We start from the raw sequence: 17,755 nt of genomic DNA, 5'->3' as shown, positions 1-17,755 counted from the left end.
GATGTCGGCAGGGAAGCACATTCACCCAAACACCGCAGGTGGCTCTCCGTCTGCGGTGTTTTTGTTTTATAAAATATTGAGAAGGCCGTGAGTATGTCAAAGCGCATGTAGGGGGCGCGTCGCGGCAGCACCCACAATGGCTATAATAACCCGCTGGCACAATTGGTAAGTGGAGGCCTTATGAGGCGAGTTCAGCGGGCGCAGTCGCCGTGGTGGCTGTGCGGGCTCTTGTCACTCGGGATGAGCCTGATGTTGGTCTCCCTGATTCAGCCCGTGGCGCTGCGGTGGTGGGCCTGGCTGCTGATGTTTGTTGTGGTGGTGGCAGTGCTGCGGCGCGGTTATGTCACGTGCAGCGAGCTGGAATGGCGGCAAGGCGAGGGCGAACCTGTGCTTGCGGGGCTGCGAATTTTTGACCGCTATAGCGTTGTGCCGCTATCGATTGCGATGGACCAGATCGATGCGGTCTACCTCGTCCACTACGCGTCGCTTTGGCAGTGCCCGCGCGCTCGCGCCGAGGACGAAGCCAACCCCTACCATCGAGCGTATCGGCAGATGGGCTATATCGGCCCGGGTTTGGTATTGCGATACCGCTTGCCTGCAATGGCTGGCAATCCCTCGACGCTGCGCAGTGTGCAATTGCCGATGCCGGAAGCGGCTGATGTTGAGCGGGTGATCAATCAAGCGAAAGAAAATGTTGAAGGGAGGTCGTTAACGCCCCCCCTTTATTAGCAATTAACTATTATTTTTTGAAATTTGATAAAAGCTAATAATGTTTTCAGAAAATGCTAAGTCGTGTTCAGAGGTCATTGCTAAACGTAATAGATCGCCTTCATCGGCGGCATGGTTATTATCACTTAACAGTGTGATTAATGCGTTTAACTCTTCCCCAGGCGCCCCCAGAATTAACTGAGAGCGTAACTCGTCACCAAAGGATAAAACCAACTTTTTAATCGCAAAATAATCGTTGCTGATGTCGCTGTAAGAGTCACTGTCCGCGGAGAGTATGGTATGAAATTGATCGGGAGAATATTCCCAAGCAGCTCCAGATAAAACATCAGTGGTGCCTAAGTCCCAAAAGATACTTAGCAATGTCACCCCGTCAAATGACGTCTCCATGGGAAGCGTTTGGGACTTATAGCCTTTCTTCCGAAATTCAACAATGTCGAAACTGTTTTTCTTTACGGAAATAGTTAATGGAGTAACACCAACGGGTCTGCCATCCAAGAGGACCTGTGCGCCAATTGGTTCTGATGAGAATACTAGCGTCTGACTCGTGCCGCTAATGATCGTTGCACAGCTAGCAATGAAGAAGAGGGATAGAGCAATCAAACTGCGTTTCATAATACATCCATATAATTTATTTGTGAGCATACATGCGAGTGAAGGCGGGCGATGCTAATGCATGCGCGATACATGAGTCAATGCGGGTAACTAATTACAGACTGGCCAGCGAGGCCGGTGATCAGTTCGGTGAACAGCAGGCGGGGTGACTCGTCGCTCTGGCCTTTTTGCGCTGCATCCAGGCGGCCGGCGAGTTGCAGCAGGCGAGAAAGTGAGCCGACGCTGTGTTGGCCTAAGCAGCGCTTGTAGAGATTTTTACGCTTGTCCCACACCCGTGCACCGTCGAGTACGCGATCGATGCCGTTGCCTTGTTCAATGGCGGCAGCGCAGTTATAGAGGCTGCGTAGCTCGCGGCTGATGGCGCCGAGCATGGGGATTTCTTCGCTGCCTTCGGCGACCAGGCCGTTGTACATATTCAGCGCATAGGCGGCGTTACCGGCGAGGGCAGCGTCGATTAATTTAAAAATATCGTAGCGGGCGCTGCTGGCCACGGCGGCGGCCACGGTTTCAAGACTCACTGCCTGTTCGCCGAGCAAAATTTTTAGCTTTTGAATTTCTTGGTCTGCGGCTAACAGGTTGCCTTCAACGCGGTCGGCGAGCAGCTCGGCGGCCTCGCGGTCAGCGCTCATGCCATTGTCTTTGAGGCGCTGTTGTATCCAGCCGCCGAGCTGACGGCGGTCTACCGGCCAAATTTGCACGACGGCGCCCGCTTGGTCGATCGCCTTTACCCATTTGGCATTGAGGCTGCGGCTGTCGAGGCGGCCACAGGTGATGAGCAAAATATTGCTGCCGTCAGCGTGTTCTAAATACTGCTGCAGGGCTGCGGAGCTTTTCTGGTCCATGCGAGCGCCGCCGAGGCGCAGTTCGATTAGTTTGCGGTCGGCAAACAGCGATAGGGATTGGCCCGCTTCTAGCAAGGCGTTCCAGTCAAAACCGCGCTCGGCCTCCAGAACGTCGCGCTCGGTTATACCTTGTTGGCGGCAGTGCTGACGTATGGCGTCGGCGCATTCCTGCTGAATCAGCAGCTCATCGCCACTCAACAAATATACCGGCAGGAGCTGCTTGGTTAACTGGCCGGCAAGCTGCTCAGTGCGCAGTCGCATGGGCGGGGTCCGTTGGCAGCTGTCGCGACCAGTATTCAAGTTGCTGGGCGAGACGAATACTGAGTTGTTCGCGCATTTCGGCGCGCACAATGCTGGATTCGGTTTCCTCACCGACGGGGTTGTTGGCATCGTTTACCACTAGCCGGCGCTGTTCCAATACAACGGGGCCTTTGAGCAGCTGGCCCTGAGGGCTGAACAGGCTGAGGCGGGCGCGTTCGAACAGGGCGTATTCGGCATCGCGCGCTTCGCGGTCCAGAGCGATACTGCGCTTGTCGTAGCGCAATAGTTGGACTTCGGCGATAAGCTGAGCCTGGCCGCGTTTGCGCGTGGTGCCCACTTGGTTGATTTGCAGTTGCCGGCGCAGGGCCTGCTGTAACTCCTGGCTGTCGCGACTACCGCCTACGTAAATCGGTTGCAGCGTGCTGGCAACGCCGGTGCTGCCACGCAGGGCAAAGCCGCAAGCGCTTAGCAGCAGGGTGGCAGCAATGAGTACGAGCGCATTAATTCGCAACGATGTTCACCAGTTTTTTGGGTACGACAATTTCCTTGCGGATAGTCAGGCCATCGATAAATTTCTGCACATTTTCCTGGGCCTTGGCCATCTCTTTAATGGTGTCGGCATCGGCGTCGGCAGGCACTTCCATTTTAGCGCGGACTTTGCCGTTTACCTGAATCACCATTTCGATACTACTGCGTACCAGGGCAGACTCGTCAACGGTTGGCCAGGAGGCGTCAATCACGGCTTCGCTGTGCCCCAGTTGCTGCCATAGTTCGTGGCTGATATGCGGCACGATTGGCGACAGCAGGGCAACGGCAGCTTCCAGGGCTTCGCGTTCAACGGCGAGGCACTGATCGGTCTTGCGCTCAAAGCGCGACAGTTCGTTGACCAGCTCCATGACGGCGGCAATGGCGGTGTTGAACGTTTGGCGGCGGCCGAAGTCGTCGCTGACTTTGGCAATGGTTTCGTGGGTTTTGCGACGCAGCGCCTGCTGATCTGCTGTCAGGCTGCCAGTGTCGAGCGTCGGCGCGGCGCCAGCGTCCAGGTGGTTGGCAACCAGTTTCCACAGGCGACGGAGGAAGCGGTTGGCACCTTCAACCGCGCTGTCAGACCATTCCAAACTCTGCTCGGGTGGAGCGGCAAACATGATAAACAGGCGTACCGTGTCGGCGCCGTATTTTTCGATGAGTGCCTGCGGGTCGACGGTGTTGCCCTTGGACTTGGACATTTTTGCGCCGTCTTTTAACACCATGCCTTGGCAAAGCAGCTGTGTGAACGGCTCGTCGGAGTGCACCAGCCCTTCGTCGCGCATCAGCTTGTGGAAGAAACGCGCGTACAGCAGGTGGAGAATTGCGTGCTCAATACCGCCGATGTATTGGTCGACGGGCAGCCAGTAATTGGCGCGAACGGGGTCGAGCATGCCGTCTTCGTAGTCGGGGCAAGTGAAGCGAGCGTAGTACCAGCTGGACTCCATAAAGGTGTCGAAGGTGTCGGTTTCGCGCTCGACGGCCTGGCCGTTCAGCTCATCTTTGCGCCACTCCGGGTCGGCTTTGATGGGCGATTGCACACCGTCCATTTCCACATCTTCTGGCAGCAGGATCGGGAGTTTGTCCGCGGGCACGGCAATCTCGCCGCCGTCGGGCAGATTGAACACCGGAATGGGGGCGCCCCAGTAGCGCTGACGGGAAACGCCCCAATCGCGCAGGCGGTAGTTCGTGGTGACGCGGCCTTTGCCGAGTGCGGTGAGTTTGTCGGCGATGGCGGTAAAGGCCTCGTCGAAATTCAAGCCGTCGAATTCACCGGAGTTGATAAGCGGGCCTTTCTCGGTGGCCGCCGCTTGGCTGAGATCGATATCGTCAGCCGCAATCACTTGCTGAATAGGCAGTTGGTATTTCTGCGCGAATTCAAAGTCGCGTTGGTCGTGCGCGGGCACTGCCATGACGGCGCCAGTGCCGTAGTCCATCAACACGTAGTTGGCGATCCACACCGGTACCGGCTCGCCGGTGATGGGGTGCAGGGCGTTGATGCCGGTGGCCATGCCTTTTTTGTCCATGGTGGCCATATCGGCTTCGGCAACCGAGCTGTGGCGGCACTCGTCGATAAAGGCGGCCAGTTCGGCGTTGTTCTCGGCCAGCGCCAGGCTAATGGGGTGCTCGGCGGCCAGGCTGACATAGCTCACGCCCATTAGGGTGTCGGGGCGGGTGGTGTAGACCTCAAAGTGGTCGTGGCCGGCGACGGCTTCGCCCAGGTCAAAGCGCATTTGTACGCCCTGAGAGCGGCCAATCCAGTTGCGCTGCATGGTGCGCACCTGCTCTGGCCAGCCGTCCAGCTGGTCGAGGTCGTTCAACAATTGCTCGGCGTATTCGGTGATTTTTATAAACCACTGAGGAATTTCTTTGCGCTCCACCGGTGTGTCACAGCGCCAGCAACCGCCATCAATAACCTGCTCATTGGCCAGTACGGTTTCGTCGTTCGGGCACCAGTTCACCGCAGAGGTTTTTTTGTAGACCATGCCTTTTTCGTAAAGGCGGGTGAAGAACCACTGTTCCCAGCGGTAGTAGTCGGATTTGCAGGTGGCGAATTCGCGCTTCCAGTCGTAGCCAAAGCCCAGCTGCTGCAGTTGGCCGCGCATATAGTCGATATTTTCGACCGTCCATTTGGCCGGCGCGGTGTTGTTTTTCACCGCGGCGTTTTCAGCCGGTAGGCCGAAGGCATCCCAGCCCATTGGCTGCAGGACATTTTTACCCAACATGCGCTGGTAGCGCGAAATAACATCGCCAATGCTGTAGTTGCGCACATGGCCCATATGCAGCTTGCCGCTGGGGTAGGGGAACATGGCCAGACAGTAGTATTTTTCGCGGCTGTCATCTTCCACGGCAGTGAAGCTACCGTGCTCCTGCCAGTACTGCTGTACGCGAGCTTCAATGTCGCGGGGGGTGTAATGTTGGTCCATTGGCGATGTCGGTCTCTGGGGTTGGCAAGCGCAGGGCTCGGCGATACAAAGCCCAGCATTTTAACAGCTTGTCGCGGCGTCGCCCATGCGAATTCGCAAGCATTTAGCTACCTTGCACTGGGCGGCGGCGCAGCGCAGTAAGAGCCAGTGCAAAGCACAGGGCGATAATCGGTGTGGACTGGGCGTAATTAAACGGTGTGCGGCCGCTGCGAGCGTTTACCTCGCCAGTCATTGTGGTGTGAGTGAAAGACGGAATGCGCGTGGTGATTTGACCGCGTTGGTCGACGATAGCGGTGATACCCGTGCTGGTGACGCGGATGAGCTCTCGGCCATTTTCCAGTGCCCGCATCTGCGCCATTTGCATATGTTGGGCGGGGCCAATCGAGTCGCCAAACCAGGCGTCGTTGCTGATGGTGAATAAGATGTCTGCGTCTCTTGCGCCGCGCGCCACGAGGTTGGGATATACGATCTCGTAGCAGATCGATGGCGCAAATTGCCAACCCTTGGCGGAGAGGGGGCGCTGGTCGGCGTCGCCACGACTAAAGCTGGACATGGGCAGGTCGAAAAAACCGATCAGGCCGCGCAGCAGGCTACCCAGCGGGACGTATTCGCCGAAGGGGACCAAGCGCTGCTTGTGGTACAGGCCTTCGCCGCCATTGATGACCATTGCCGAGTTGTAGATGTTATCGCCCTGTTTGGTGGGAACGCCGGTGATCAGTGCGGTGTTCGAGGCGGCAGCGCGCTCGCGAATATAGTCAAAGAAGGTTTCAGCGTTGCGATACAGGGCGGGAATGGCAGCCTCTGGCCAAATCACCACGTCCACATTGGGCCACAGTTGCTCTGAGGTGACATCGTAGAGTTCGAGGGTGTCCCAGTAATGGCTATAGGCCCACTTCTTTTCTTGCGTAATGTTGGACTGCACCGCGCCAACGCGGAGGGGGGGCTGCTGGGTGGCTTGCGTCCATTCAATGGTTTGCATGGATGCGCCCAGACCGAACAATGCGATGCAGCCAGCAACAGGCAGCCAGCGATTGGCCTTGTGTTTGCTGGTGAGTAGATGGCATAACGCCGCGCCGCTGAGAGCGACCGCAAAGCTTAAACCGTACACCCCCACAACGGGTGCCCAGCCGGACAGCGGGGTTTCCAACTGGCTGTAACCAAGGTAGAGCCAGGGGAATCCGGTGAGAAACCAGCCGCGAAACCACTCAACAATCACCCAGGCGGCGGCAAAGCCCAGCAGTCGGCCGCCCTTGCCGTCGCGCAGCCAGCGGCTGTACACATAGGCGAACAGCCCGGTGACGAGCCCCAAGCCCAGACAAAACAGGATGGTCATAACTGCTGAGAGCAGCGCGGAGGTATTGCCGTAAACATACATGGCGACATAGATCCACGACACCCCGGCGAGAAAGCTGGCGCTGCCAAACAGCCAGCCGCGCAAAAATCCTTCCTTTGCTGTGCAGTCATCCAGACACCAGGCCAATGCTGCCATCGACACTATGGCGAGTGGCCAGTAATGAAAGGGGGCGAGAGACAGTGTGATAAGTGCGCCGGCTAGCGGCGCAATAATCCGTTTCATGGGCGGTGGGGGCTCCGGGGCGCGATCGGTCGCTGGGTCAGGGGGTAAGTGCCTCGTCGGCGGTACTGGCAATCAGGTATTCGGGGCGCGGCGTTTGATCCGGGTAGCGCAGGCTCAGTGGCTCGGGGACGCCGCGTTCATCTATCAGATAAACGTGTTTGCGCTGCAGTGAGCGGGCCTCGCGAACGCCGCAGGAGTGGGCGATAACCCCCACTTCATGCATTAGATTTTTGGCGTAGTTGGCCACCCGGGCCGCTTTATCGGCGGGGACAAGGCCACGCTGTAGCTCCGGGTCGTGTGTGGTGATGCCGGTTGGGCAGGTGTTCTTGTTGCACTGCAATGCCTGGATGCAACCCAGGGCAAACATAAAGCCGCGGGCACTGACGATAAAGTCTGCGCCAACGCAGATCGCCCAGGCCGCCTCGGCGGGGTTGATCATTTTGCCCGAGGCGATCACTTTTACCCGCTCACGCAAGCGGTACTCGTTGAGCTTGTCGACCACCAGCGGCAAGCTGCGGCGCAGCGGGAGACCGACATAGTCGATTAAACTCTGCGGGGCCGCGCCCGTGCCGCCGTCGGCGCTGTCGACGGTGATGAAGTCGGGGGCAAATTCCAGCCCGCGTCGGTGAATGGCTTCGCCCAGCTCGTCCAGCCACTCGCTGAAGCCCAGCACCATTTTGAAACCCACCGGCTTGCCGGTAACGCGGCGGATGCGCGCCAGGGTGTCTAGCAGGTCATCGATACTGCGAATATCCGGGTGGCCATTGGGGCTGATGGAGTCCTGGCCAACCGGAATGCCCCGAATGTTGGCGACCTCTTCGGTGACCTTGCCGCCGGGCAGAATGCCGCCTTTGCCGGGCTTGGCGCCCTGACTGAGTTTCAGTTCGAACATACGTACTTGTGGGTGGCTGGCTAGATCGGCCAGGCGTTGGTCGCTGAGATTGCCCTCGGCATCGCGCACGCCGTATTTGGCGGTGCCTATTTGGCAGACGATGTCGCAGCCCGCTTCCAGGTGGTAGGGGGTGAGGCCGCCTTCGCCGGTGTTCATCCAGATTCCGGCTTCGCGCGCGCCGGCAGCCAGCGCTTGTACGGCGGGTTTGGAAATAGCGCCGTAGCTCATGCCGGAAATATTGAATATGGCGGCACTGCTAAAAGGTTCGCGGCAATAGCCTTCGCCAATGGTTACGCTGTGGGTGGGGGCGGCGTCTTCACTTAGCGTGGGGAACAGGCAGTTCATAAACAGCACTTCGTTGCTGTGGTTCAGTGGTCGCGTAGAACCGAAGGCGACGGTGTTGTCGATATTTTTTGCAGCGCGGTATACCCAGGAACGTTGGGAGCGATTGAAGGGCAGCTCTTCGCGGTCCATGGCAAAGAAATATTGGCGAAAGAATTCGCCGAGATGTTCGAAGAAATAGCGGAAGCGACCGATCAACGGATAGTTTCGACGAATGGCGTGCTGGGTTTGGGTAACGTCGCGGTAGTAGAGCACAGCGAGGTAGATGAGTCCGGCACCAATTAAACCGACCGCTATCATTGCGCTGTAGCTAATGATGCTGTGGGCAATGGCATTGAGTGACGCAAGTGTACTGCTGTCTGGCATAAAACTCCCCTCCTGGGCGGCGCTGCCCGGCTATTGTAGACCGTAAGCGCGAGGGGAGTTCAAGTTTTTACGCGTCGTCTTGTGGCAACTCACGCATGCGCAGCAAATGAATCTGGCGATGGTCGGCATTGACCACCTTGAATTCGAAATGATCCAGCTGGGCCACTTCATTTCGGCTGGGCAGGTGCCCGAAGGACTGCAGTAGCAAGCCGCCGATGGTGTCGAATTCGTCGTCGCTTAAATTTGCATTGAAGTACGTATTGAACTCTTCAATGGGGGTGAGCGCTTTAACCACGAAGTCGTTATCGGCGATCTTGCGGATCGGCAGGTCGTCCTCTTCGTCGTATTCGTCCTCAATGTCGCCAACGATCTGCTCGAGGATGTCCTCGATCGTAATCAGTCCGGCAGCGCCACCGTATTCATCGATGACAACGGCCATGTGGTTGCGCTTTTCGCGAAAGTCACGCAGTAGCACATTCAGGCGTTTGCTCTCTGGTACCAGGGTGGCCGGACGCAGCACGTTGCGCAGGTCGATGTCGTCGGTATTGCCGGTTTTCCACAGCAGGGGCAATAGGTCTTTGGACAGCAATATGCCCAAGACCTCGTCCAGTGTGTCGCCGATAACGGGGTAGCGGGAGTGGCCGGTTTCCATGATGATCGGCAGCAGTTCGCTGAGGGGTTGCTCGATCTTCAGCACCACCATTTGCGGCCGGGGAATCATGATTTCCCGCGCCTGCATTTCGCTGATGTGCATAGCGCCTTCGACGATGCTGGTGGCGTCGTCGTCGATCACTTCATTCTGACGAGCAACGGCTAATACATCGAGCAGGTCTTCGCGGGTTTTGGGTTCAGAGGAAAATGCATGGGCAATTTTTTCGATCCAGGATTTGTCACCCGGATCGCTGCTAGATCGGTCTTCGCTCATGATTTTGTGTGCTGTCCTCGCTGTGGCCTAGTCGCCCGGCGCTTACTGCGCCTCGTAGGGGTTATTGATATTGAGCTGCTTTAACAGCGCAGTCTCAAGAGATTCCATTTCCTCGGCTTCATCATCGTCAATGTGGTCAAAACCGAGTAGGTGGAGTGTACCGTGAATTACCATATGCGCCCAGTGATCGCTCACCGCTTTACCCTGCTCACGTGCTTCGCGTTCAACCACTTGCCGGCAGATAACCAAGTCGCCGAGTAACGGCAGCTCAAGTTCGGGTGGCAGGTCGGCGGGAAATGACAACACATTGGTCGGGGCATCTTTGCCGCGGTAGTCGCGATTGAGGGCTTGGCTTTCCTGCTCGTCGACCAGGCGAATAGTCAGTTCCGCCTGATCGCGGCGCTTGGCTAGTGCGGCGCTGGCCCAGTTGCGCAGTTGCTGCTCACTGGGCAGCCCCGGCTGCGGGTCGCAGGCCACTTGCAGGTCTACGTCCAGTTCAAGTTGGTTGCCGTCAGCCATTGCTAGCGAGCGGTCTCATCGTCAAACGCGGCGTAGGCTTCGACAATTTTCTGCACCAGGGGGTGGCGAACCACGTCCTTAGCTTGGAAATACGTGAGGCTGATCCCTTCGACATTGTCGAGAACCTTCATCACATGGGTAAGGCCGCTGGGGGTGCCGCGTGGCAAGTCGATCTGTGTGGCATCACCAGTGATGACCGCCGTAGAGCCAAAGCCAATACGGGTGAGGAACATCTTCATCTGTTCGCGGGTGGTGTTTTGCGCCTCATCCAAAATAATGAAAGAGTCGTTCAGCGTTCGGCCACGCATATAGGCCAAGGGCGCGATTTCAATCACATTGCGCTCGATCAGCTTGGTGACGGTGTCGTTGCCGAGCATCTCGTAGAGTGCATCGTATAGCGGGCGCAGATAGGGGTCGATTTTCTGCGCCAGGTCGCCGGGCAGGAATCCGAGCTTTTCGCCGGCCTCTACCGCAGGTCTGACCAGCAGAATGCGCTGTACCTGGTGGGATATTAATGCTTCAACCGCGCAGGCAACGGCGAGATAGGTTTTACCCGTACCCGCCGGGCCAATGCCAAAGTTAACATCGTTACTTTGAATGGCGCGCACATAGCCCTGCTGATTGCCGCCGCGCGGTTTGATACTGCCCTTCTTGGTGCGAATAACGACGGGCTCATTATCTGAGCGGGGCAGCTCTTCCAGGTGTGACTGTTGCATACGTAGGTGAATGGCCTCGGGGTTAAGTGTCGTGCCGGAGACGCTTTCGCGATAGAGGTGTTTGAGCAGTTGCACTGTTTCGTCAACGGCGCGCTCTTCGCCGCTAACCTGAAAGGTGTTGGCACGCGCAGCGATGTGCACCTGAAGGCGCTCTTCGATCAATTTGAGGTGTTCATCTAAGCGTCCGCACAGTGCCGAAAGATGCTGGCTGTCGCTGGGCTCGAGAGTAAGAACGCGCTGTGTCGCTTGTGCTGTCAATGGTGCTCCGCGTGTCGCATTGGCGATCAAGTAGTAATGACTTAAGAATACGCCGATTCTTCGCTGACGAGAATCGGCAAAAACCGATGCTTAGTTCAGCAATTCGGCGCGCAGTGAATTCGGCAGTGCCTCAGTGATCATCACGTCGACAAAATCGCCGATCAGGGCGTGATTGGTCGCCGAAAAGTTAACGACGCGATTGTTCTCGGTACGCCCCTGTAACTGCCCTGGATCCTTTTTGGAAACGCCGGTCACCAGAATGCGCTGCCGCGTGCCGACCATCTGGCGGCTGATCTGGTTGGCCTGCTGCAGAATACGGTGCTGCAGGCGTTGTAGGCGCTCTTTCTTCACGGCCTCGGGGGTGTCGTCATCCAGCTGAGCCGCCGGTGTGCCGGGCCGGGCGCTGTAAATGAAGCTAAAGCTGTGGTCGAAGCCGATGTCGGCGATGAGCTTCATGGTGTCATTGAAGTCGTCTTCAGTCTCGCCGGGAAAGCCGATAATAAAGTCGGAGGACAGACTGATGTTTGGTCTGATTGCTCGAAGTTTGGCGATTTTGTCGCGGTATTCCTGCTGAACGTGGCCGCGTTTCATGGCCGCGAGAATACGGTCGCTGCCGCTTTGCACGGGCAGGTGGAGGTGGTCCACCAGCTCGGGGATGTCGCGGTAGGCCTCAATTAAGGCGTCGCTAAACTCAACCGGGTGCGAGGTGGTATAGCGTATGCGGTCGATGCCGGGCACCTGGGCGACAAAACCGAGCAACTCGGCGAAATCGACAATCTCGCCCTCGTGGTTTTCGCCGCGGTAGGCGTTGACGTTTTGCCCCAATAAATTCACTTCGCGCACGCCTTTGGCGGCCAGTTGCGCCACTTCGGCAATCACGTCGTCAAAGGGTCGGCTGACTTCTTCGCCCCGGGTGTAGGGAACGACGCAGAAGGTGCAGTACTTAGAGCAGCCTTCCATGATGGAGACAAAGGCACTGGGGCCATCGACGCTGGGCTCGGGGAGACTGTCGAATTTTTCGATCTCGGGGAAGGTGACATCCACCACCACTGGGCCGTAGGGTTTGCGCTGGTCGATCATCTCCGGCACCCGGTGCAGGGTTTGCGGCCCAAAAATAACGTCGACATAGGGTGCGCGCTGGCCAATATCGCCACCTTCCTGACTGGCTACGCAGCCGCCAACACCAATCAGCAGGTCGGGATTTTTGTCCTTTAGTTTCTTCCAGCGACCAAGTTGGTGGAACACTTTTTCCTGCGCTTTCTCGCGAATGGAGCAGGTATTCAGCAACAAGACGTCGGCTTCTTCGGGATTGTCGGTAGGCTCCAGGTTGTGACTGACGCCCAGCAGATCCTGAATACGCGCGGAGTCGTACTCGTTCATCTGACAGCCGTGGGTTTTGATATACAGTTTTTTGGTTTTTTCAGTCATGGTGTGGCGACAAGCCGATAGAAAATGGGCCGACATTATAGCGGTGTCAACGGCTAAAGCCCAATGAGTTCGGTGCTTTGAGATGACATGTGGTATGATCCGCCGCCGCGCGAGCGGTCGCTTTTGCGCTTGCGAGATCGTTACTGTTTGCTAGAGAACTGTGTGCTTTATGGCTAAGTCCCCAATCTATAAGGTGATTTTTCACAACAACAACCAAGTGTATGAGCTGTATGCCCGCGCGATATACCAAAGCGAGCTGTACGGTTTTATTGAGGTTGAAGAGTTTGTTTTTGGTGATCCAGGGCAAATTGTCGTCAATCCAGGTGAAGAAAAACTGAAAAATGAGTTCAGTGGTGTGACCCGCAGTTACTTGCCGATGCACTCGATTATTCGTGTGGATGAAGTGGAAAAAGAGGGGCCGGGCAAGATTCTCGATGCCGAGGGTGGCAGCAATGTGCGGCATTTTCCGATGGGCGGCCAGCCGATACCAAAGGGGCCCTCAGGCGAGTAGGGCGCACAATTGAAAAAGGGGCCAATCGGCCCCTTTTTTATCGCGACGATAATCGCCCTAGTTGGCGAGGCGCTGCCTGACCGAGGCCAGTTTTACGCAGTTGACGAAAACCTGCATCGCGCGGTCAATTTCCTCCAGCGAGGGTACGCTGGGGGCAATGCGGATATTGCGATCCTCTGGATCCTGGCCATAGGGGAAGGTTGCACCCGCCGGGGTCAGTTTTACACCGGCGTCGGCTGCCATCGCCACAACTTGTTTTGCTAGGCCTGGCAAGGTATCCACGGAAATAAAATAGCCACCTTGGGGCGCTGTCCAGCTGAGCAGGCCGCTGTCGCCAATGCCTTCGTTTAAGTGCTTGAGCACACTGTCGAAGCGCGGTTTTAACACGGCGGCGTGCTGGCGCATATGTTCAGCCAGGCCGTCGCTGTCTTTAAGCAGGCGCGCATGGCGCAACTGGTTGACTTTATCCGGGCCAATTTGGGTCATGCCCAGGTGGGCTTTAAAGGCTTTTAGGTTGGCGGCAGACATGCCGACAAAGGCGACGCCAGCGCCAGCGTAGGTAATCTTAGAGGTCGAACCAAACAAGTACACGCTGTCTTCAGTACCCGCCTTGCGGGCCGCGGCCATGAGGCTGGCCAGTTTAGGCGCGTCGTCGCTCAAGCTGTGTACCGCGTAGGCGTTATCCCAGAATACGCGGAAATTATCGCCGGCGAGTGTTGCCAGCTTGGCAATACGCGCTACCACGTCATCGCTGTAAACAATGCCGGTGGGGTTGCTGAAGCGGGGGACGCACCAGATGCCTTTGATGCTGGAATCGGCTTTCACCAAGCTCTCTACCTGGTCCATGTCCGGGCCGTTGTCGTTCATCGCCACCGGGATCATGTCGATGCCCAGGTGTTCACAAACGGAAAAATGGCGGTCGTAACCGGGCACGGGGCAGAGGAATTTGACGGTATCGCCGTTTGCTTTCCAGCCTTTACCCAGCTCGCCAAAGCCCATTTGTGACGCAAACAGTACCGCGAAATACATCAGCGTAAGGCTGCTGTTGCCGCCGATGAGAATCTCGTCTTCGTTTACGTCTAATACCGGCGCGAAGAGGCGTTTACACTCTGCAATGCCATCCAGGCCGCCGTAGTTGCGCAGGTCGATGCCGCCGTCGTTGCTCAGGTCGTTGCCGAGCACGCCGAGAATAGCGTCGGACAGGCTAAGTTGGTCGCTGCTGGGTTTTCCCCGTGTCAGGTCGAGGCTAAGCCCTGCGGCTTTATGCTGTTCGTACTCTGCGCTGAGAGCGCTTTCCCATTCGCGTAATTGTTCCGTAGATGCTTGGTCGAGTTGCAAGATCGTCACCTTAAAATGCACTAAGCGTTGGCTGGATAGTCGCGCGACACACTGGGTGTATCGAGGCCGCTTAGTATAACTGCTTTAACTAGCCGCAGTAAGGCACAGATCAAGGTCGATCGCTTTGGCCGCTGATTCCCGACATGCCGGAGGCGATGAGTCTGAGTTGGTGGAGCTCGTCTACCAGGGAGCGGGCGCTGTCGTCGTCGAGATTGATGCGTTTGAGCCCGTCGAGTAGGCGCTGCTCAATGTCGCCACCCATGTCTTTGGCCTTGCGCAGCAAGGCCCAGTCGCGGTGGGGTTTGATATACCACAAGATGTCTTCGACCAGACCGAGGTTGCGGCGCAGGGCGTCACTGTTACTGCCGTGGCGCAGCCAGTGGTAAAGCAAAATACTGGTCATTGGGCCGTACAACAAATTGTCGACACTGGCCGGGAGTGTGGTGCCGTGGGTTTTCTGGTCAATAAGGGCGTGCACCTTGCGGCGCAGTCGAGTAATTCTGCGTTTACCCGCTTCGGCGTGCAGCTTTCGTCGGTCGTTGAGTTTCGCGCTTTGCACCAATTGCTGACAGCATTGATCCACCGATTCCTGCAGTGCATTGAAGTCTGCGCTAGACGGCGTTTGCCCGCTGAGTTGTTTGACGATATCGCGGGTGGCGCGCTCAAAATCCTGTTGCAAACTTGGGTCAGCGTGCTGCCAGCGTTCGCTGCTTGCGACCAGTTGATGACTGATTTGGCGCGCTGGGTGAAGCGGGTTGAGAAATAACTGGCGGTCGCGCAGTGCAACGCTACTGACAATGGTCTGTAGGGTGTTCAGCGAGGCCAGGATACTCGCGGACAGCTGCCGACGATTCACATGGCTGCGCCCGAATATGGCGGCGGCTTCGCGAATAAGCTGCTGGTCACTGAGAGTGCTGCTGTCGCCCTGTGGGCGGCTGCGGCCCCGGAGGCGCTGTAAACGCAGCTCGTTGAGCGCGCGTTGTTGGGCGCTAAGATTTTGCTGTTTTAGCTGCTGCTCAATATGGGCGATCCAGCCTTCCAGGCCCTTACTTGTTTCTATATTGCCGCCATTTAGTTCTGCCAGCAGTTGCTGGTAGAGCAAGGGGACTTCTCGCAATATCAGCACATTAAACAGCGACAGGCATTGGCTGAGGTGGGCGGGATCGATCCGCAGTGGCTTGGCCAGGTGTTGGAAGGCGGCCAGCAATGCCATGGGGGAGATGGCGCGGCACAGCCTTGCGCAGGCGTTCTCCAGCTCATCGTTACCCAGCTGTTGACTGCGGGCGAGCAGTTGGTCCAGTTTGCTATGCCCGCCCATGCTGTAGGGGCGGGCGGCACGAATATTGTGCTGCAGGTGTCGCGAGAACAGTCGATAGGCTTCGTCTTGACCACTGCGGATATGCTGTTGCTGCGTCAGTAGAGTCTGTTGTTCGTCTGGGTGCTTGCTAGTTAATGCGCGGCGGTGAAAATTGTCTTGGAGGCGCTCCAAATAGCGGTACAGATGGTCGTCAAACCACCGGCTGGTCAGCGAGCTCATTGTCGCTATCACTGTATCCGCTTGTTTTGCGTCCATGGGATGGGGCGCGTCCTTTATTGTCAGCGAGCACCGGTATGAGTGCGGCTTTCACATTACTGCAATGTACCATAGATTGAAAAATGGCCACTTGTCACCACGGCTATTTTTTCTCAAAGCATGAACAATGTCTAATAACGCTGTGTCGCAGTGAGGGGTTTTCGTGTAGGACTGCCGCTGGCTGCGTCTTTTTACGGCTTTTCAGCAAGAAGGACGGCCCGCTTGGGCGCAGGGTGGCCCTCGGCGGTGAGTTGAGGGTTGTCGGGGTCCAGGAATTCCGCCAGGGAGTGGAAGCGCATCCACTCTGTGCGTCGCTGCTCGTCCGTGGTGGTCTGCGCAACATCGACTACCCGGATATTTTTGAATCCGGCTTTACTGAGCCAGCTTTCTAGCGTGGCCGTGCTGGGCAGGAACCAGACATTGCCCATCTTGCTGTAGCGGCCCTCGGGAACCAGGCATTCGCCGAGTTGGCCGTCGATGATTAGGGTTTCCAGCACGAGCTCTCCACCGCTGACCAGTGCTTCTCGCAATTGTATTAGGTGGTCGAAGGGGGAGCGACGATGATACAAAATCCCCATTGAGAATACGGTGTCGAAGGCCGCCAGTTTTTCCGGCAGGGCCTCAATGCCCATCGGCAGCACCGCGACTGATGGGTCTTGCAAATAGTGTTGCAGGGCAAAGTATTGCACGACAAACAGGGGCGTGGGGTCGATGCCGACGACCAGCTCCGCACCGGCGCCGCGCATTCGCCAGCAGTGGTAGCCGCTGCCGCAGCCCACGTCTAAAACGGCTCGTCCGGCGAGTGGGGCAATATGGTCTTTGAGGCGCTCCCACTTCCAGTCGCTGCGCCACTCTGTATCGATATGCACGCCAAAAAGCTCAAAGGGCCCTTTTCGCCAGGGGTGCAAGCCCATCAGGGCCTCGCGCAATTGCTCGCTTTGTTGCGGAGTGATGTCGCCAATTGCGCCCACTCGTGAGGTGTTCATATCGGTGGTGCGCGGTATGAGATCGGGGAGTGCGCTCAGCGCTTGCTGCCAGCGGGGTAGGTCGCCGTAGCGTTTGGGGCTGAGGCCCGCGTTAATCTGGTCGGGCAGTTGGTTCGCCCAGTCGGCGAGGTTCTCGTTGCTTGCAAGCTTGCCCAGGAAGGCCTGGTAGTTCATCCGCGGGTGGTTCATTTTACGGCGACCATCGAGGCGAAATTAAAACACTGGAACCAGACGTCAACACTGGTGAAGCCGCAGTTTTTTAGGCGGCTTTGGTGCTGGCTCAAGGTTTCTGGGATAAGAACGTTTTCCAGTGCGCTGCGCTTTTGTGCGACTTCCATTTCGCTGTAGCCATTTGCGCGCTTGAAGGCGTGGTGAAGCTCTGTATTTAACTCCTGAAGGTGGGGGTCGGCAAAACGGATTTTTTCCGACAGGATCAATACGCCACCGGGGCGCATGGCGTCGCTGATGCGCTGACACAGGGCATTGCGTTCAGCCTCGGGGACAAACTGCAGCGTAAAATTGAGCACGACAACCGAGGCATTTCGTATCTCTGTTTCTTGAATGGATTCACAGCGCAATGTGATGTCGGTGTCGGACTGCTGGCAGTAGTCGCGGCAGCGCTCGATCATTGCGGAAGAATTATCCACACCAATGAGCTGGATATTGCGCCCCTGGGTTTCCCGCGCCATGGCAAGTGAGCTGGCGCCGAGTGAGCAGCCGAGGTCGTAGCAGTGACTCCCTGGTTGAGCATAGCGACCGGCCATTACGCCGGTCATGGCAATTATCGTCGCGTAGCCCGGGACCGATCGTTGAATCATATCCGGGAAGACCTCGACAACTTGCTCGTCGAAGGCGAAGCGCTGCAAGGCCTTTTGAGGCTTTGCGTAGATGTTGTCTGATTTGCTCATGGGAGGGCGCTGAATAAAGATG

Annotated in this window: 16 protein-coding genes; 2 read left to right on the top strand and 14 right to left on the bottom strand. The window is 57.1% G+C overall.

The window, feature by feature from the left end:
* The first annotated feature begins 180 nt into the window (after window positions 1-180).
* Window positions 181-729 carry a hypothetical protein gene (locus tag H573_RS0112720; protein ID WP_154653892.1) on the top strand — a complete coding sequence of 183 codons (549 nt, stop codon included), beginning with the start codon at window positions 181-183 and terminating at the stop codon, window positions 727-729.
* Window positions 730-732: 3 nt separating this feature from the next.
* On the opposite strand, the gene H573_RS19355 is transcribed toward H573_RS0112720, so the two are convergent.
* From H573_RS19355 to miaB, 10 genes are all read right to left on the bottom strand, one after another.
* Window positions 733-1,341, bottom strand: a complete 609-nt coding sequence (locus H573_RS19355) for a PEGA domain-containing protein (protein WP_161624263.1) — start codon at window positions 1,339-1,341, stop codon at window positions 733-735.
* A gap of 77 nt (window positions 1,342-1,418) precedes the next feature.
* Entirely contained in the window at window positions 1,419-2,444 is a 1,026-nt protein-coding gene (gene holA / locus H573_RS0112710; RefSeq protein ID WP_027874616.1) for a DNA polymerase III subunit delta, read from the bottom strand.
* On the bottom strand, window positions 2,428-2,955 hold the full coding sequence (locus H573_RS0112705) for an LPS-assembly lipoprotein LptE (protein ID WP_027874615.1): 528 nt from the start codon (window positions 2,953-2,955) through the stop codon (window positions 2,428-2,430). The genes holA and H573_RS0112705 overlap by 17 nt, the downstream gene beginning before the upstream one ends.
* Window positions 2,945-5,395: a leucine--tRNA ligase gene (gene leuS / locus H573_RS0112700; protein WP_027874614.1), complete on the bottom strand. Its 2,451-nt coding sequence runs from the start codon at window positions 5,393-5,395 to the stop codon at window positions 2,945-2,947. The genes H573_RS0112705 and leuS overlap by 11 nt, the downstream gene beginning before the upstream one ends.
* A 103-nt stretch (window positions 5,396-5,498) precedes the next feature.
* Entirely contained in the window at window positions 5,499-6,971 is a 1,473-nt protein-coding gene (gene lnt / locus H573_RS0112695; RefSeq protein ID WP_027874613.1) for an apolipoprotein N-acyltransferase, read from the bottom strand.
* A gap of 37 nt (window positions 6,972-7,008) precedes the next feature.
* Window positions 7,009-8,571 carry an FMN-binding glutamate synthase family protein gene (locus tag H573_RS0112690; protein WP_027874612.1) on the bottom strand — a complete coding sequence of 521 codons (1,563 nt, stop codon included), beginning with the start codon at window positions 8,569-8,571 and terminating at the stop codon, window positions 7,009-7,011.
* Between the two features lie 67 nt (window positions 8,572-8,638).
* On the bottom strand, window positions 8,639-9,496 hold the full coding sequence (locus H573_RS0112685) for an HlyC/CorC family transporter (RefSeq protein WP_027874611.1): 858 nt from the start codon (window positions 9,494-9,496) through the stop codon (window positions 8,639-8,641).
* Window positions 9,497-9,538: 42 nt separating this feature from the next.
* Window positions 9,539-10,015: an rRNA maturation RNase YbeY gene (ybeY, locus tag H573_RS0112680; RefSeq protein ID WP_027874610.1), complete on the bottom strand. Its 477-nt coding sequence runs from the start codon at window positions 10,013-10,015 to the stop codon at window positions 9,539-9,541.
* Window positions 10,016-10,017: 2 nt separating this feature from the next.
* Window positions 10,018-10,989, bottom strand: coding sequence for a PhoH family protein (locus H573_RS0112675; RefSeq protein WP_027874609.1), 972 nt, complete (start codon window positions 10,987-10,989; stop codon window positions 10,018-10,020).
* 90 nt (window positions 10,990-11,079) lie between these two features.
* Window positions 11,080-12,417 carry a tRNA (N6-isopentenyl adenosine(37)-C2)-methylthiotransferase MiaB gene (gene miaB, locus H573_RS0112670; protein ID WP_027874608.1) on the bottom strand — a complete coding sequence of 446 codons (1,338 nt, stop codon included), beginning with the start codon at window positions 12,415-12,417 and terminating at the stop codon, window positions 11,080-11,082.
* A 169-nt stretch (window positions 12,418-12,586) separates the two neighbouring features.
* On the opposite strand from miaB, the gene H573_RS18090 reads away from it, so the two are divergent.
* On the top strand, window positions 12,587-12,928 hold the full coding sequence (locus H573_RS18090; RefSeq protein WP_027874607.1) for a DUF1820 family protein: 342 nt from the start codon (window positions 12,587-12,589) through the stop codon (window positions 12,926-12,928).
* Between the two features lie 57 nt (window positions 12,929-12,985).
* Here the strand turns inward: H573_RS18090 and H573_RS0112660 are convergent, their stop codons facing one another.
* The 4 genes from H573_RS0112660 to cmoA form a co-directional block, all read right to left on the bottom strand.
* The gene (locus tag H573_RS0112660; protein ID WP_027874606.1) at window positions 12,986-14,266 is read right to left on the bottom strand and encodes an aspartate aminotransferase type Ic; all 1,281 of its coding nucleotides are present in this window, start codon (window positions 14,264-14,266) and stop codon (window positions 12,986-12,988) included.
* Between the two features lie 109 nt (window positions 14,267-14,375).
* Entirely contained in the window at window positions 14,376-15,839 is a 1,464-nt protein-coding gene (locus H573_RS0112655; RefSeq protein WP_027874605.1) for a DUF1631 family protein, read from the bottom strand.
* Window positions 15,840-16,030: 191 nt separating this feature from the next.
* A complete protein-coding gene (gene cmoB, locus H573_RS0112650; RefSeq protein ID WP_027874604.1) occupies window positions 16,031-17,014 on the bottom strand; it encodes a tRNA 5-methoxyuridine(34)/uridine 5-oxyacetic acid(34) synthase CmoB in 984 nt (327 codons plus the stop codon).
* On the bottom strand, window positions 17,011-17,733 hold the full coding sequence (cmoA, locus tag H573_RS0112645) for a carboxy-S-adenosyl-L-methionine synthase CmoA (RefSeq protein WP_027874603.1): 723 nt from the start codon (window positions 17,731-17,733) through the stop codon (window positions 17,011-17,013). Before cmoA ends, cmoB begins: the two co-directional genes overlap by 4 nt.
* Between the last annotated feature and the right edge of the window lie 22 nt (window positions 17,734-17,755).

The sequence above is a fragment of the Neomelitea salexigens DSM 19753 genome, assembly GCF_000422345.1.
Lineage (GTDB): Bacteria > Pseudomonadota > Gammaproteobacteria > Pseudomonadales > Spongiibacteraceae > Spongiibacter > Spongiibacter marinus_A.
This window is presented reverse-complemented; position numbering and strand designations above follow the sequence as displayed.